Below are 14636 nucleotides of genomic sequence, written 5' to 3'. Positions count from 1 at the left end.
ATGCCCATGCCTGCGCCTATGCCTACACCTACGCCTACGCCTACGCCTACGCCTACGAGAAGTCGTAGACCGTGAAGTCCGCGACCGGCCGGTACCCGATCCGCTGGTACAGGCCGTTGCTGGTCGGGTTCGCCAGGTCCGTGAAGAGCACCACCTCTTCCGCCCCGGCGGCCAGGGCGGCGCGGCTGACCTCGGCCGTCACGGCACCCGCGTAGCCCCGCCGGCGCAGGTGGGACGGGGTGTAGACCGGGGCGACCCGCACCTGCCCCGCGACCTGGGGACTGGTGCCGGCCATGGCGACGGGTGTGCCGTCGGGGGTCTCCCAGAAGGCGATGCCGCCGTTCTCGATCCGGGCGTCCGCCCACTCGGCGCCGTCCCGGACGGTACCGAGGCCGACGGCCGCGCTGAACTCGTCGTGCCAGCGCAGGAGTTGCTCTCGGTCCGCCTCGACGGCGACCCGGGGCCCGCCGGGCGGCAGGGGGCTGGGCGCGGTCAGGGTGCCGAGGCGGTAGAGCCGCTGGCGCTGACGGAGCGTGGCCGTGACGCCCGTGTGCCGCTGCCAGGCTTCGGTGAAGGCGGTGGCGGTGTCACGGTCGGCGTTCACCCCGGGCAGGCGCCGCCCGAGACCGGCCAGCCGCGCGGCGAGGGCACCGGCGTCCTCGGGGGTCACGGCGGTGAGGTTCAGCCAGTGGGGCGGCGTACGGAAGAAGGCCGCCCGGACCGCACCGTCGCGCTCCAGCACGCCGAACTCCGGCTGTCCGTCGCCGTACACGCGCGGTCCGCGTGTCCGCAGCGTCTCCGTGACGGTCAGCGGGACGGTGTGCAGCGCCGGCCGGGAGCGGAGGAAGGCGTCGGCCCGGGTGAGGAAGTCGTCGACCTCGTGGGTGAGGTACCAGGTGTCGGTGTCGGTGTCGGTGTCCATGCTCCAGAATGCCGCGGGAGCCACTCCCGGCACCTCCTCTTTCACGGTTCCACCGGCTTACTTGGCGCTGTCCTCGGCGAGGGTGTGGGCCACGAGCGCGTTGGCGTGGCCGTGCCCCAGACCGTGCTCGGTCTTGAGCCAGGTGACGAGCTCCATGTGCCGGGTCAGCGGCGAGGTGCGGATGAGCGCCTGCCAGTCGGCGATCGGCCGGCCGTACTTCTTCTCGATGGCGGGGAAGTAGCTCGCGGGGCCCTTCACGGGTGCGGTCATCTCGAACGGTCCCTTCTCTGTGGTCGCCGGATATGACCGGCGGGGCGGGACGGACTGATCGCCCGGCCGCAGTGACCTGCGTCACACACTTCCTCCCCGCGAAGCACTTCACGGACCCGTCGGTTCCGGATCCATGGCCAGCCGTGCGTGCAGATGAGCGTCCCGGAACGCGTCGTGGCGGCCCGCCTGGAAGATCGCCTCGCGCAGGGTGCCCTCGTATGCGAATCCGCACCGCTCCGCGATCCTGCACGACGCTTCGTGGCCGACCGCGTGGTCCAACTCCAGCCGGTTCAGTCCGAGTTCCGTGAACGCCCAGTGCGCGGCGAGCAGCAGGGCACGGGTGGCGACACCCCGGCCGCGAGCCTCGGGCAGGACCCAGTAACCGACGCGGGCGACCTTCAGGTGGTACTTGATCTCGTTGACGCCGATGTGCCCCAGCGCCGTGTCACTGCGCGCGTCCGCGACCCGGAACGCCAGCGAGGTGCCCTCCGCCGCGCTCTGCTCCCGCGCCAGCAGCGCGTCCCGGGCGCCCCTGCGGTCCGTGACCAGACGCAGCGGGGTGTTCCAGCGCCGGAACTCCGGGTCCCGCATCCCGCGCAGCCACGTGTCGACGTCAGAGCCGGAGCCCGGGTCCCAGAGGCGCAGGCGCAGGCCGTGGCCGTTCAGTTCCGGTTGGGGACCGGTCAGGGAGTGGTCACGTATGGAGGCCATGGGGTCATTGAAGCGCGTGGAGCCGTGCCGTTCACCTGTCGGCCGCGCCCGGCACGGGCCGGTCCGACGGCCGGCGGTTCCGTCACCGCCCGGCCACGTCCACTGATGCGAGCCGTACCAGGAGCGGCGGCGCGGAGAGACGGAAACGTGACGCGCAGGGCGCCAGGCGGCCGTCGGATGCCACGTCGGGAATGATCACCGGCCCGCCACAACCGGGCCCGCTGCGCCACGATCCCCGCCCTCTCCCCCTACAGCCGTGATCAATCCGGAACCAATTCCGGTCTTGACCGAGACCCATCAAGCTGGGTCGTGATTACGCTCCCGCTCATGGCCGACTCCACACCCCTCACACGCTCCTCCGCACAGCCCGCACCCGACCGCCCCGTCTACGTCATCGGCGGCGGCCCCGGCGGACTCTCCGCCGCGTACGCGCTGCGCGCCCGGGGCATACGGGCCGTCGTCCTGGAGAAGTCCGACCGGGTGGGAGCGTCCTGGCGCCGCCACTACGACCGGCTGCACCTGCACACCACCCGCCGCCTTTCCACCCTGCCCGGGCTGCCGATGCCCCGCCGATTCGGGCGATGGGTGTCCCGGGACGACGTGGTGCGTTACCTGGAGAAGTACGCCGAGCACCACCGCCTCGAGATCGTCACCGGCGTCGAGGTCTCCCGCATCGAGCGCGCCCCCGACGGCACGGGCTGGCTGCTGCACGCCACCGGCGGCCGTGAGCTGACCGGCGCCGCGGTGGTCGTCGCGACCGGCTACAACCACACCCCGCGCGTGCCGGACTGGCCCGGCCGCGACTCCTTCACCGGCGCGTTCCTGCACGCCGGGGAGTACCGCAACGGCACGCCCTACGCCGGCCGGGACGTCCTCGTCGTCGGCGTCGGCAACACCGGTGCCGAGATCGCCGTGGACCTGGTGGAGAGTGGCGCCTCCCGGGTCCGGCTGGCCGTGCGCACCGTCCCGCACATCGTGCGCCGGTCGACCGCCGGCTGGGCCGCCCAGTACAGCGGCGTCCTCGTGCGCCGGCTGCCGGTCGGCCTCGTCGACCGGATCAGCCGGGTGCAGGCCAGGGTGGCCGTGCCCGACCTGTCGGCGCACGGACTGCCGCGTCCCGGCACCGGGTTGTACAGCCGGGTGAAGCAGGGGGCGATCCCGGTGCAGGACGTCGGGCTGATCGACGCCGTGCGCCGGGGCAGGGTCGAGATCGTGGCCGCCGTGGACAGCTTCGAGGACGGCGACAAGGTCCTGCTGACGGACGGCACCCGGATCTCCCCGGACACCGTGATCGCCGCCACCGGCTACGCCCGCGCCCTGGAGGGCCTGGTCGGCCATCTCGACGTGCTGGACGCCCGTGGCCGACCGGTCGTCCACGGCCCCCGCACCCCGAAGACCGCCCCCGGCCTCTACTTCACCGGCTTCACCAACCCGATCAGCGGCAATCTCCGGGAGATGGCGATCGACGCGCTGAAGATCGCGAAGGCCATCGCCCGGGACGGCTCGGGGAAGGTGTCCCGGCTGCTGGGCTGAGCACCCGCCCGGGCACCTGGACCCCGCCCGGACCGGCCGGTCGGCGACACCGCGTCGCCCTCGGGCCGGACCCGGCAACTCCGCCCGCGTCCAGCCATTCCTGCCGCTCCGTCAGTTCAGTGATCTGATGAACGTCAGCCAATGGCTGCCTCCCAGGAGCGGGCTGAACGGTCCCTGGATCGACCCGCGTCCGCCTCACCACCGACACTCGCCGAGCCCTGATCGCTACGGATCAGACAACCGCCAGTCGCCACAGCGACGTGACCTCGGCGGCCCGGGCGGAGTGCAGCGGATCACCGGTGTCCCGCACCCGCGCGTGACGCGGACGCGTGTCCAGACGGTCCACCACCCGCAGTCCGGCCTCCTCCACGAGGGTCAGCAACTCACCCCGCGTCCGCAGCCCGAGCCGTTCGGCGAGGTCGGAGAGCACGAGCCAGCCCTCACCGCCGGGCTCCAGCCGACGGGCCAGCCCACCGAGGAACCCGTGCAGCATGCCGCCGCCCGAGTCGTAGACACCGAGGTCGAGGCCGGAGGCGGGCCTGGCCGGAATCCAGGGCGGGTTGCAGACGACGAGATGGGCACGCCCCTCCGGATACAGGCGGGGCCCGTCGACCCGGACAGCCGGGTCGAGCCCCAGCCGCCGTACGTTGTCCCGGGCACACGCCCGCGCCCGGGCACTGACATCCGTGGCCACCACCCGCCCGGCACCCCGCCGGGCCAGCACGGCGGCGAGCACCCCGGTGCCCGTCCCCAGGTCGAACGCCGTACGCACCTCACCACCGCACGGCAAGGGCGCCCGCGCGACGAGATCGACGTACTCGCTCCTGGTCGGCGCGAACACCCCGTAGTGCGGGTGGATCCGCTCCCCCAGCGCCGGTACGTACACACCCTTCTCCCGCCACTCCCGGGCGCCGACCACCCCCAGCAGCTCCGTGAGGGCGATGGCCACAGGCTCCTCGAACGACCCGTACGCCTCTTCGCACGCCCGGCGCACGTCGGGCGCCCGGCGCAACGCCAAGGTCTGGTCGCTTTCCAGCAGGACGACCACTTTGCCGAGCACGCGGGCGCGGTGGCCACGGAACCGGCGTTGCAGACGGAAGGTCTCGGCAGGGCTGCCCGCCGCACCGGGTGCGGTACGCCCGACGCGGCGATCCAACGCCCGCAGCAGCTGACGAGCGTTCTGGAAATCCCCGCGCCACAACAACGCGGTGCCCTCGCAGGCCAGCCGATGGGCGACGGAGGCCCTCATCCCGTCGTCGGCGACGACGACTCGGCGGGGCAGGGGCAGCCCGGACTCAGAATGCCAGCGTGCTGAACGGGGTTGAGTCTCGATCCAGCGGATCATGGACACGGCATACTCCTCGGAAGGTCGAACCTGAGCGAACGCGCGAGCACAGGACGACCACGTCACCGAGGACCATGCCGAGTGTCATCAACCGACCTTTCGAAGCAGTGGGTACAAGAGGCAGCGAAGGCCCCCGACTTCAGGATCCCACGCCGCCGTGCGGCTCAGGAGGGCACAGCCGCATGAGCCAGGAAGCCACCCCGCAGGAGCCGGCCGAGCACGCCCGTTTCACCGGCTACCTCGACGAGCTGCGGCAGGTCGCCGACGCGGACGAAATCGGCCTGGTCGGCGGCATCCTCACCGATCCGGACCCCACCATGGCCCGGTCCGCCGTGCTGCGGCACCTGGACCGCCGGGCCGGGGAGCTCTGCCTCGGGCCCGGGTGGGAGGAGTGGGCAGGGGCAATGGCCCGGACCGTGGTGCGGCATCCGTTCCTGACCCGGCGCCTGCGGGAGTGGTCCCTCTTCCGAGCCGTCACGCTCCGGCTGCCCTGGCACCCGGACGAGCTGCTCGCGTCGTCCGACTGGCATCAGCTCAGGACCGCGGCCGGGGCGAACGACGAGGCCCTGGGCGTCCTCGCCGAGCGCGGACGGACGAAGAGGATCCGCCGCACCGCCAGGGACGGCCTCGTCCGGCAGCGGGACCGGCACTGAGCCAACCGGGCACAAGCGACTGCCCCTCTTCGGAGAGGGAGGCCGGGTAGGTTGATCGTTTGTGCCACGAGGGACGAGGGACGTGGTCGGCACGGCGCGGCGGCGGACGCCTACCGCGATGCCGCCCGACGTGCCACCAGCGCACCGGAACGGCGCCACCTCACCTCCCGCGCAGCGCGACTCACACCAGCGTCGAGTTGAGCGGCAACGCCCGAACTGGCAATGGTCCGGGCCGCGTGCTCAGACCACCGGCACCGCGTCCCCGGCCCAATGCTGAGACGGGCATGCCGCAGGGCCAGGACCGGAATCCCGAAGAGTTGTCCACAGCCTGTGGAGAAGCGGGCCACTGCGCCTTCCTGCTCACGGCGATCCCCGGGCCGTTCGCCGGGGCGACCGGGTCTCCGGTGGCCCCCGTCGCCGGCTGCGGACCGGCACTCGCCCCTCTCGAGCTGGATGGCGGCGCCGCGCTGCTCGCCCCGAGCACGGCAGCGCGCGCCGCCACCCGACTCCGGCGCTCCCGCCCCGGCTCCCTGCCCCTGAAGGAAGCCGACGCCGAATCACGACTCACGCTCGCCGAGGGCCGCCGTCGCCGGAGCCCTCGCCGTCCCCTCACGGCGAATCGCTGCCCACAAGCGTGAGCAGCCCATCACGACGCGTCAACACCTGTTCCGCTATATGTGGCTTATGCGGCTTTTGCCGCAGGCGCGCACGGATGCACGTCCCGGCGCACTACCGCATGCCCTGACAGAACCAGCCGATCGGCCGTGCATCCGTGCCCCCTGCCCGCCGCACAACCGCGCGGCATGTGCCGCGCACCCCGCGCCCGGCGGGCGGTGCCACGGCCGGCGCGCTACACCGCCTCGTACGCCGCCAGACCCTCGAAGGCCGCCCCGCCGGTGTCGCCGTACGCCACCGCACCGCCTCCGCACGACGCCGTGACATCCCGTGACGCGGCGCACCGGTCCACCTCGCACCAGATGCGCTTGCCGGTGGCCTCGACGCTCCAGCCCCAGCGGTCGGCGAGGCCGTCGACGAGGGCGAGACCCCGGCCGCCGGTCGCCTCGTCACCCGCGCACCGGGGCACGGGGGCCCGGCCGCTGCGGTCGGCGACCTCGAGACGGACCGTGACCTCGTCCGTCACCGCGTGCGGCAGGGACAGCCGCAGGACGGCGGGGCGGCCGGTGTGCACCACAGCGTTGGTGACCAGTTCGGAGACGAGCAGGATCAGCGTCTCGGCGAGCGGCTCGTCGGCCTCTATGCCCGACCCGGCCAGGCGCGAGCGGGCCCACCGCCGGGCTCGTCCCACCTCTGCGGGGTCGGGCCGGATCTCCAGCTGCACTTGAAGCACCTGCACCGCTCACACCATCCGAACCGGCGGACACTTAGGCTCGCGCCTCACGAGGGCCACGATCGTAGCCATTTTCTGCATGGCCAGAACAACGGCCGGGACAAGGATCACGGAACGTGAATCCCTTGTGGGACAGCATGGTTGACGTACAGTCACCCCAACAAGCGCTTCGGGCATATTCCAGCGCGAAGGAGTACCCCTGCGGCATACTGTGCGACGCTCCCCACGGGCAGTCGAACAGGCGGCGCCACTGGTTCGCACTGCGCTCAGAGCCACTCGCATCTCACACAAGGTACCGGAGCGGGCAGCCGACTCCGGGCCGTGACGAGTCACGCGGACGACACAGGCCGACATCAACGCTGCGTGATTCCGCCGTGCCACGATCCGCGACATCCTCCGCGGGCCGCATCCCCGATACCGCAGCCAGTCGGCCCGTCAGGCCCTTCCGACCGCCGAAGCGACCGCAAGGAGTTACTCACTCTCCGTGACTCCGCCCGCACGTCGAGTTCGAACCCATGCGCGTTCGAGATGGAGACGGGCCTCGGACTCCCAGGTGAAGCCCATGCCGCCGTGCACCTGGAGACACTCGCGGGTGCCGCGCACGGCGGCCTCGTCGGCGAGCGGACGGGCGGCGGCGATGCCGGCCGGGTCGGACGTGACGGCCGCCGCGTGGGCGCGGCGCGGGGCCGTCTCCGCCCGGACCGGCATCCCCGGCGCACAGGTGTGCCACGGCCTGGAGGGGCCCGACGGGCCGTCCGAACTGCTCGCGGCCCCGGGCGTGTTGCGCCGCGGGTTCGCAGACGCGGATCGCCGTACCGAGTTGGCCGGCGGCGGTGAGGAGCACGGCGAGGGGGCCACGCACGGGCTGTTCGGCGGGCAACCGGGGGACGCCGCCGGAGGCGATCCGGCGACCTCGGGCGTCTCACCGCGAGCGGACGCCCGGTCTTCACCGGCCGGCTCAAGGACATGATCATCCGCAAGGGCGAGAACATCCGGCCCGGGAGGTCGAGGACCTGCTGCACCAGCACCCGGCGGTCGGGGACGTGACGGTGATCGGGCTGCCGGACGCGACGCGCGGCGAGTTGGTGTGCCCCGTGGTGGAACAGCCGCCGGGGGCCGAGGCGTTGCCGCTCCCGGCCGTGACCGCGCACCTGCGCGCCGAGGGACTGTCGGTGCACAAGCTGCCGGAGCGGCTGGAGGTGGTGGACCCCCTTCCTCGGGGCGAGACCCTGCGGAAGGTGCTGAAGTACAAGTTGCGCGAGCACTGCTCGGGGACGTGAGGCCCGGTGGCCGGTGTGCCTGCCGGAGCACGTGAACCCGACGCCCGGCGTTTACCCGAGCACGTGAACCCGGCGCCCGGCGCCCTGGCCGGAGTGCGCGACGCGCGGTGGCCGCTGTGCTTGCCGGAACATGTGACGCCCGGTGCCCGGTCCGCCCCGGGCGCGTCCGCCCGTCGCCCGGTGGGACTACTCGGGCACGGTGAAGTAGCGGGCGAAGGCGGGCACGATCTCGGCCTCGCCGACCTTGCCGTCGCCGTCGGCGTCGAGCGCTCCGGCGGCCGGGCCGGCCAGGTCCTCCGGGACGCCGAGGCACTTCAGTACGCGGGCGGCCTCCTCGACCGTCGCCGCGCCGTCGCCGTCGGTGTCGGCGACGTCCAGGGCCGCGTGCAGGAACGGGCGGGCGATCTCGGCGAACCGGTCGGGGTTGTCGCGCAGGCGCTTGACCGCGCCGTCGACGAACTCCTCGCGCGTGACGCGCTGGTCGCCGTCGCGGTCCGCCATCCCGGCCATGCCCTGCCAGAACGCCTCGGCGCCGCCGTACAGCGCCTGCCCCTTGTCGGAGCGGGCCGCCACGGCGAACTCCCCGAGGAGCGCCTTGGCCGCTCCGTAGAAGTCCTCGCGGTCGATGTAGCCGTTGCCGTCCTGGTCGAAGGTGGCGAACCGGGCGGCGATCCTGCGCTCGTACTCGCTGCTGACCATGTCTGTTTCGGGCCGCCTTACGTCGGGTGGGGTGCGTCTGGGTCGGAGCGTACGACGGAGGGGACTGTCCGGGCACGGGAAAACGTCAGTTGTGCCAAGACCGGGGGAATTCCGGGACAACGGCGTGTCCGAACGGACACACACGTTCCACGGTGTGTCACCGGCTCCTCACGCGGACAGCGGTTCGCCCTCGTCGCCCAGGGCCGCGTCCAGATCGCCGTACACGTCGAACAGCCTGCGCACGCCCAGCGCGCCGAGGACGCGGTTGACGTGGGACCCGTCGGCCGCGCCACGGGCGGGCAGCACCAGGCGCAGCCGACCCTGGCAGGAGCGGATCAGCCGGCGGGCGGCGATGAGCACGCCGACGCCGCTGGAGTCGCAGAAGAACACCTCGGACAGGTCGAGGACAAGACAGTGGTGCCCGTCGGCCACCACGTCGTGCACACGCTGACGCAGCACCGGTGACGTCACCAGATCCAGCTCGCCCGACACCTGGAGCACGGCCCATTCGCCCTGCTCGCCGCCGGCCACTTTGAAGGTCACCACCACGCCCCTCGCTCACCCGAACGGAAGCAGTCCCTACGCTTCCTTGCATGCGCGGCTGCCCAGCGGCCGTTCCCTGAAACGCAACCCGAAAAACGGATCCCCCGCAGAACAGGCTTGTTTTAGTCGACTTCGATCCTGTTCGATCCTCTTCGGTCAGGTCTGATCGGAGGGCGGGTGGGTAGGCGCGACCCCAAAGGCGTCCGGCGCAAGCGCCGGTGGTCCTCTACCATCCGCGGCCTGTCAGGGGGCGCGCATTGCCATAAAGGGGCGTGCGCGACGGGACGTGCCGACTACATTCGAGGAGACGTCAGGCACAGGCTGGAACACGGCACGGGCGCGGGACACGAGCAGGGGGGTGAGGGGGCCGCATGGCGAAAAGGGACGTACCGCCTCGCTGGGACCGCAAGATGCAGCAGCGGCTCGCCCGCGGTGAGGCCGCCGCCCTCGGTGAGCTCTACGACCGGTTCGCCTCCCTCGTGCACGGCCTCGCCCACCGCGTGCTCGGCGACGAGCGCGCCGCCGACGGCATCACCCGCGAGGTCTTCATCCACGTCTGGGAGCACCCCGACTCCTACGACCCCGGGCAGGGCCCGCTGCGCACCTGGGTCGCGACCCTGACCCAGCGGCTCGCGGTGCAGCGGCTGCGCGCCACCGAGACCGCCGCCTTCGCCCGCGACGGCTCCGGCACCGCCGAGGAACTGGAACTCAGGGTGCGCAGCGCCTCGGTCGCCGCCCGCGCCGACTACATCGTCCAGTCCATGCCGGTCCCGCTGCGCTCGGCCCTGGAACGGGCCTACTTCCAGCGCCGCGACTACCGCCAGACCGCCGCCGATCTCGGCATCACCGAGGACGAGGCCCGCCGCCGCCTGCGCCTGGGCCTGCAACTGCTGTCCACGGCCCACGACACGGAGGCGCCGGGCGCACCGCCCGGATACGGGGGTGCGGTGTGAACGGGCCGGACCGCTTCGAGGCGTACGACGGCCGTGAGGGGGACGACACCCGGGACGAACACGGCACTCGGGACGAGGGTCGCCATGTCGGGCACGACCCCGGCACCCCTGCCCCGCCCTCGGGCGCGGGCCGGCCGGCCGAAACCGACGGGCCCGGGTACGGCGGCCGGCGAGGGCCGGGCCGGCCGACCCGGATACCGATGCCCCGCGCCTCCGTCGAGGACGGCGGACTGCCGCTGCCCGCGCTGGAGGAGCTCGGCGACGCGACACCGCCCCGGCCACGGCCCGTGTTCGCGCACGCCGTGCTGAAGTCCCTGCTCGGCGCGTGGGCGCTGGCCGCCTGCTCGGCCGAGGAGGCCACGGTCGTCGAGGAGCACCTCGGCGAGTGCGGCGCGTGCGCCGACGAGGCGCGGCGGCTGCGCGAGGCGGTCGGACTGCTCCAACGCCCCGAGAGCCTCGACCTCGCCCCGGGCCTGCGCACCCGCGTCCTTCAGGCCTGCCTGGAGCGCCGCCCGCCGCGCATCCCGGTGCCGGACTGGACCGCCGCCTACGACGCCGAGACCGCGCGCCTTGACGCCCTGCTGCAGGACTTCGGCGACGCCGAGTGGCACGCGCCGGTACGGCTGCGCTGGTTCCGCTCCGACGGGCCGACGAGCCGCCGCACCACCGTCGCCGGTGTCATCGCGCATCTGCTCAGCGTGGACGGTCTGGTGGCGGTGGCGCTCGGCCTGGACGACCCGCTCGGCGACGTGCCGTCCCGGCGCCCGACCCCGGCAGCCCGCACCGAGGCGTACTGGCGCGCCTCCCACTTCCCGCCCACCCGGGCCGTACGCGCCCCCTGGCGGGAGCAGAGCCACAACCTGGTCCGCACGGCGTCCTTCACGAGCGGCGGCGCCGGGAAGACGCCCATCCCGTACGGGGAGTTCGCGCTGCCCCTGCACGACGCGATGCTCGACCGGGCCTTCGAGTGCTGGGTCCACGCCGAGGACATCGCGGGCGCGGTCGACTACCCCTACGACCCGCCCTCGCCGCGCCACCTGCACCGCATGATCGACCTGACGGCCCGCATGCTGCCCACGGCCCTGGCCGACCGCCGCCGCACGGGTCTCGCGGCCCCGGCCCACCACCGCCGTCTGGTCGCGGCGGGCGAACCGGGCCGCAGCCTCCGCCTGGAGATCGAGGGCTCCGGCGGCGGCGAGTGGCTGATTCCCCTCGACTCCCCCGCGGCCAGGGGCTCCGCCGAACACGAGGTGGCCCACGTGGCCCTGGACGGCGTCGAGTTCTGCCGCCTGGCAGCGGGCCACGTACCTCCCCAGGAGGCGGCAGCGGGACAGGTGGGGGACAGAGAGGCGATCAGGGACGTCCTGTTCGCGGCCGCTTCACTGAGCAGGATGTAGCACCCGACAGCGGGGACCCGTCCTCAGGGGCGCGGGGAACCGCGTGAGCAATCACGAACAACCGCGGCCGCCGCCCCGGGGAACGAACCGAGCTCCTAGGCGAAGATCACTGTCCGCCGCCCGTTCAGCAGAATCCTCCGCTCGGCATGCCACTTCACGGCCCGGGCCAGTGCCTGGCACTCCACGTCCCGCCCGATCGCCACCAGCTGATCCGGCGTGACGCCGTGCCCGACCCGCTCGACCTCCTGCTCGATGATCGGCCCTTCGTCGAGGTCGGCCGTCACGTAGTGCGCCGTCGCCCCGATCAGCTTCACACCCCGCGCATGCGCCTGGTGATACGGCTTCGCACCCTTGAAGCTCGGCAGGAAGGAGTGGTGGATGTTGATGATCCGCCCGCTCAGCTGCTTGCACAGGTCGTCCGAGAGGACCTGCATGTAGCGGGCCAGCACGACCAGCTCCACGCCCTCCTCGCGCACGAGCTCCAGCAACTGCGCCTCGGCCTCGGCCTTGTTCTCCTTCGTCACCGGAATGTGGTGGAAGGGGATGTTGTAAGACCCCACCAGCTCGGCAAAGTCCGTGTGGTTCGACACCACGCCCGCGATCTCCACCGGCAGCGCCCCGATCCGCGCCCGGAACAGCAGGTCGTTCAGGCAGTGCCCGAACTTGCTGACCATCAGCACGACCCGCATCTTGTCCTCGGCCCGATGGATCTGCCAGTCCATCTGGAAGGAATCACCGATCGCGGCGAAGCTGGCGCGCAGCTTGTCCACGGTCACCGGCGCATCCGCCGAGAAGTGGACCCGCATGAAGAACAGTCCCGTGTCGTGGTCGCCGAACTGCTGGCTGTCCTCGATGTTGCAACCGGTCATGAACAGGTAGCTCGACACGGCGTGGACGATGCCCTTCCTGTCCGGGCAGGAAAGGGTGAGGACGTACTGGTCGGCCGGGACCGCGGCGCTGGTGGACTGCTCGTTCATGCAGGACAGGGTCCCACAAGGAACGACAGCACCGGCAATCGTCCCGCTCCACGGACCACGGGGACGACCGCTAGGCGGACCTCGTCATGATCCGCAGCACCTCCAGGCTGCGCGGCGGCGCGTCCGGCTCCTCACCGTCGCTCGCGGCGAGCCGCACATGCGCGTCCCGGGCCGCCCGGACCGCCTCCGGCCACGCCTCGTGCTCGAGGTACGCGGCGACCGGGGCGTCCGGCCCCACCTGGTGGACGATCCGCAGCACCCGCAGCACGGCCGTGTCGACGAGGGCCGCCTCCTGCGAGTCGCGGAAGATCGTGCCGACGTACTTCTCGGCGGACCAGTGATCCAGCCAGGTGTCCTCCACCAGCCGGTACACCGCGTCGGTCACGTCGCCGTAGCCGTCCACGCCGGCCAGCCAGACGTCCCGCTGGAACACGGGATCGGAGAGCATGTGCAGCGCCGAGCGCACATTGCTGCGCCAGCGCCACCACGGCATGTCGTTGACAGGCATGCCGCCCATGGTGGATGAGCGACGGCCACGACGGGAAGAGTTCTCCGAAGCTTGCACGGTCATCGATCGTACGTTCCCCTCCACATCGGACACACCGACCCCCGCAATTCACCGGTACGTCACCAATCGTTGACCGTAGAGCACTCACGGGTTAGCCATGTGGCGGAATCGTGCGGACCCATGACCGGCAGGCGACGCAACCGCAGCACATTCCTCCCCGGCCTCTTCACCCGCCACGCCAGGAACGGCGTCCTCTTCGCGGGGGCGACGGTCGCGTGCGTGTCGCTCCTCGCCGGCTGCGGAGTCGTCCCCGGCACCACGGGTGGTGCCGGGGACGACTCCATCACCGTCATGACCTGGGCGCCGCAGCACACCAGGGCCACCAACAAGCCCGGCATGCCCGCCTTCGCCCTGGCCTACGCCCGCTGGATCAACGCCCGGGGCGGGATCAACGGCCGCAAGCTCAACGTGCTGACCTGCAACGATCACAACGACAGCGTGGCCGCCGCGAAGTGCGCGCGGCGCGCCGCCAAGGAGAACGTGGTCGCGGTCGTCGGATCTTACAGCCAGTACGCCGACTCCTTCTTCCCGTCCCTCGAGGGCGCGGGCATCCCGTACATCGGCGGCTACGGCATCACCAACGCCGAGTTCACCAGCCCCCTGTCCTACCCCGTCAACGGCGGCCAGCCCGCGCTGCTCGCCGGTCTCGGCCGCGCGCTCGCCGACTGCGGGCCCGTCGCGCTGATCCGGCCCGACACCATCGTGGGCGACCAGTTGCCCCCGCTGCTCGACTCCGGCCTGAGGACGGGCGGGCACGAGGGCGCGCGGGACCAGCGGGCGGCGGAGGACGCAACCGAGTACGACGGCCATGCCGAGCGGGCGCTGCGGACGACGACCGCCGATCCGGGGCACAAGGGGTGCGTGGTGCCGGCGCTCGGGGACCGCAACAGCACCTTCATGGACTCCTTCCGGCGGGCCCGCGAGGACTACCCCGACGTACGGACGGCCACCGTGCTCGGCAGCGTCGACCAGACGGTGATCGACGCGACCGGCGGGGCGTCGGGCCCGTACGAGGGGTCGTACGTCACCGGCTGGTACCCGGCCGCGAGCGATCCGCGCTGGGACGGGATGAAGCAGGTGATCCGGGAGGAGGCCTTCGGCGACAACCGCATCGACCCGGCGGACGCCGGAGTGCAGACCACGTTCCTCGCCTACACCGTGTTCCGGAAGGTCGTCGAGTCGCTCGGCGCGGGAGAGGTGACCGCCGACACGGTCTCGGAGGCCCTCGACGACGGTCTCAAGATCGGCACGGGCGGGCTCACGCCGACGCTGCAGTGGCAGTTCCAGGACAAGCTCGCCGCAGTCGGCTTCCCGCGCCTGGTCAACGCGAACGTGACGCTTCAGGTGGTGCGGCAGGGGCGGCTGGTGTCGGCGCGCAAGGGTTTCGTCGACACGACGAAGACGCTCCAGGACGCCGACGTGAACTACTGAGCACCC

General features: G+C 72.2%; 14 protein-coding genes and 3 pseudogenes. 7 read left to right on the top strand and 10 right to left on the bottom strand.

The window, feature by feature from the left end:
- Positions 1 to 52 precede the first annotated feature (52 nt).
- From ACWD1U_RS20660 to ACWD1U_RS20650, 3 genes are all read right to left on the bottom strand, one after another.
- On the bottom strand, positions 53 to 922 hold the full coding sequence (locus ACWD1U_RS20660; RefSeq protein WP_451109430.1) for a GNAT family N-acetyltransferase: 870 nt from the start codon (positions 920 to 922) through the stop codon (positions 53 to 55).
- Positions 923 to 979: 57 nt separating this feature from the next.
- Positions 980 to 1192 (bottom strand): DUF4287 domain-containing protein, encoded by a 213-nt coding sequence (locus tag ACWD1U_RS20655; protein WP_451109348.1) that lies wholly within the window; start codon positions 1190 to 1192, stop codon positions 980 to 982.
- Between the two features lie 108 nt (positions 1193 to 1300).
- A complete protein-coding gene (locus ACWD1U_RS20650) occupies positions 1301 to 1903 on the bottom strand; it encodes a GNAT family N-acetyltransferase (RefSeq protein ID WP_451109346.1) in 603 nt (200 codons plus the stop codon).
- 327 nt (positions 1904 to 2230) lie between these two features.
- Between ACWD1U_RS20650 and ACWD1U_RS20645 the strand changes: the two genes are divergently transcribed.
- Entirely contained in the window at positions 2231 to 3436 is a 1206-nt protein-coding gene (locus ACWD1U_RS20645; protein ID WP_451109344.1) for a flavin-containing monooxygenase, read from the top strand.
- A gap of 232 nt (positions 3437 to 3668) precedes the next feature.
- Here the strand turns inward: ACWD1U_RS20645 and ACWD1U_RS20640 are convergent, their stop codons facing one another.
- On the bottom strand, positions 3669 to 4781 hold the full coding sequence (locus ACWD1U_RS20640; RefSeq protein ID WP_451109428.1) for a methyltransferase: 1113 nt from the start codon (positions 4779 to 4781) through the stop codon (positions 3669 to 3671).
- Positions 4782 to 4963: 182 nt separating this feature from the next.
- Here ACWD1U_RS20640 and ACWD1U_RS20635 point away from each other — a divergent pair, with 182 nt between their 5' ends.
- Both ACWD1U_RS20635 and ACWD1U_RS20630 read left to right on the top strand, forming a co-directional pair.
- Entirely contained in the window at positions 4964 to 5434 is a 471-nt protein-coding gene (locus ACWD1U_RS20635; RefSeq protein ID WP_451109342.1) for a hypothetical protein, read from the top strand.
- Between the two features lie 275 nt (positions 5435 to 5709).
- Positions 5710 to 5853: pseudogene (locus tag ACWD1U_RS20630) on the top strand (cyclase family protein); the annotation flags it as partial.
- A 431-nt stretch (positions 5854 to 6284) separates the two neighbouring features.
- Here the strand turns inward: ACWD1U_RS20630 and ACWD1U_RS20625 are convergent.
- On the bottom strand, positions 6285 to 6773 hold the full coding sequence (locus tag ACWD1U_RS20625; RefSeq protein WP_451109426.1) for an ATP-binding protein: 489 nt from the start codon (positions 6771 to 6773) through the stop codon (positions 6285 to 6287).
- A gap of 480 nt (positions 6774 to 7253) precedes the next feature.
- Positions 7254 to 7638 (bottom strand): annotated as a pseudogene (locus ACWD1U_RS20620) (acyl-CoA dehydrogenase family protein); the annotation flags it as partial.
- Positions 7639 to 7682: 44 nt separating this feature from the next.
- Between ACWD1U_RS20620 and ACWD1U_RS20615 the strand changes: the two are divergent.
- Positions 7683 to 8062, top strand: a pseudogene (locus tag ACWD1U_RS20615) (AMP-binding enzyme); the annotation flags it as partial.
- Positions 8063 to 8248: 186 nt separating this feature from the next.
- Here ACWD1U_RS20615 and ACWD1U_RS20610 read toward each other — a convergent pair.
- Both ACWD1U_RS20610 and ACWD1U_RS20605 read right to left on the bottom strand, forming a co-directional pair.
- Positions 8249 to 8761: an EF-hand domain-containing protein gene (locus ACWD1U_RS20610; protein WP_451109340.1), complete on the bottom strand. Its 513-nt coding sequence runs from the start codon at positions 8759 to 8761 to the stop codon at positions 8249 to 8251.
- A gap of 168 nt (positions 8762 to 8929) precedes the next feature.
- Positions 8930 to 9310 carry an STAS domain-containing protein gene (locus ACWD1U_RS20605; protein ID WP_451109339.1) on the bottom strand — a complete coding sequence of 127 codons (381 nt, stop codon included), beginning with the start codon at positions 9308 to 9310 and terminating at the stop codon, positions 8930 to 8932.
- 365 nt (positions 9311 to 9675) lie between these two features.
- On the opposite strand from ACWD1U_RS20605, the gene ACWD1U_RS20600 reads away from it, so the two are divergent.
- Together ACWD1U_RS20600 and ACWD1U_RS20595 are read left to right on the top strand one after the other, a co-directional pair.
- Positions 9676 to 10257, top strand: coding sequence for a sigma-70 family RNA polymerase sigma factor (locus tag ACWD1U_RS20600; RefSeq protein ID WP_451109338.1), 582 nt, complete (start codon positions 9676 to 9678; stop codon positions 10255 to 10257).
- Positions 10254 to 11654: a zf-HC2 domain-containing protein gene (locus tag ACWD1U_RS20595; RefSeq protein WP_451109336.1), complete on the top strand. Its 1401-nt coding sequence runs from the start codon at positions 10254 to 10256 to the stop codon at positions 11652 to 11654. The genes ACWD1U_RS20600 and ACWD1U_RS20595 overlap by 4 nt, the downstream gene beginning before the upstream one ends.
- A 95-nt stretch (positions 11655 to 11749) precedes the next feature.
- Here the strand turns inward: ACWD1U_RS20595 and purU are convergent, their stop codons facing one another.
- The gene (gene purU / locus ACWD1U_RS20590; protein ID WP_451109334.1) at positions 11750 to 12631 is read right to left on the bottom strand and encodes a formyltetrahydrofolate deformylase; all 882 of its coding nucleotides are present in this window, start codon (positions 12629 to 12631) and stop codon (positions 11750 to 11752) included.
- Positions 12632 to 12701: 70 nt separating this feature from the next.
- Entirely contained in the window at positions 12702 to 13202 is a 501-nt protein-coding gene (locus ACWD1U_RS20585) for an SCO4402 family protein (protein WP_451109332.1), read from the bottom strand.
- 117 nt (positions 13203 to 13319) lie between these two features.
- On the opposite strand from ACWD1U_RS20585, the gene ACWD1U_RS20580 reads away from it, so the two are divergent.
- Positions 13320 to 14630: an ABC transporter substrate-binding protein gene (locus ACWD1U_RS20580; RefSeq protein ID WP_451109330.1), complete on the top strand. Its 1311-nt coding sequence runs from the start codon at positions 13320 to 13322 to the stop codon at positions 14628 to 14630.
- Positions 14631 to 14636 lie beyond the last annotated feature (6 nt).

Source organism: Streptomyces sp. NPDC002788 (genome assembly GCF_053592115.1).
This window is presented reverse-complemented; position numbering and strand designations above follow the sequence as displayed.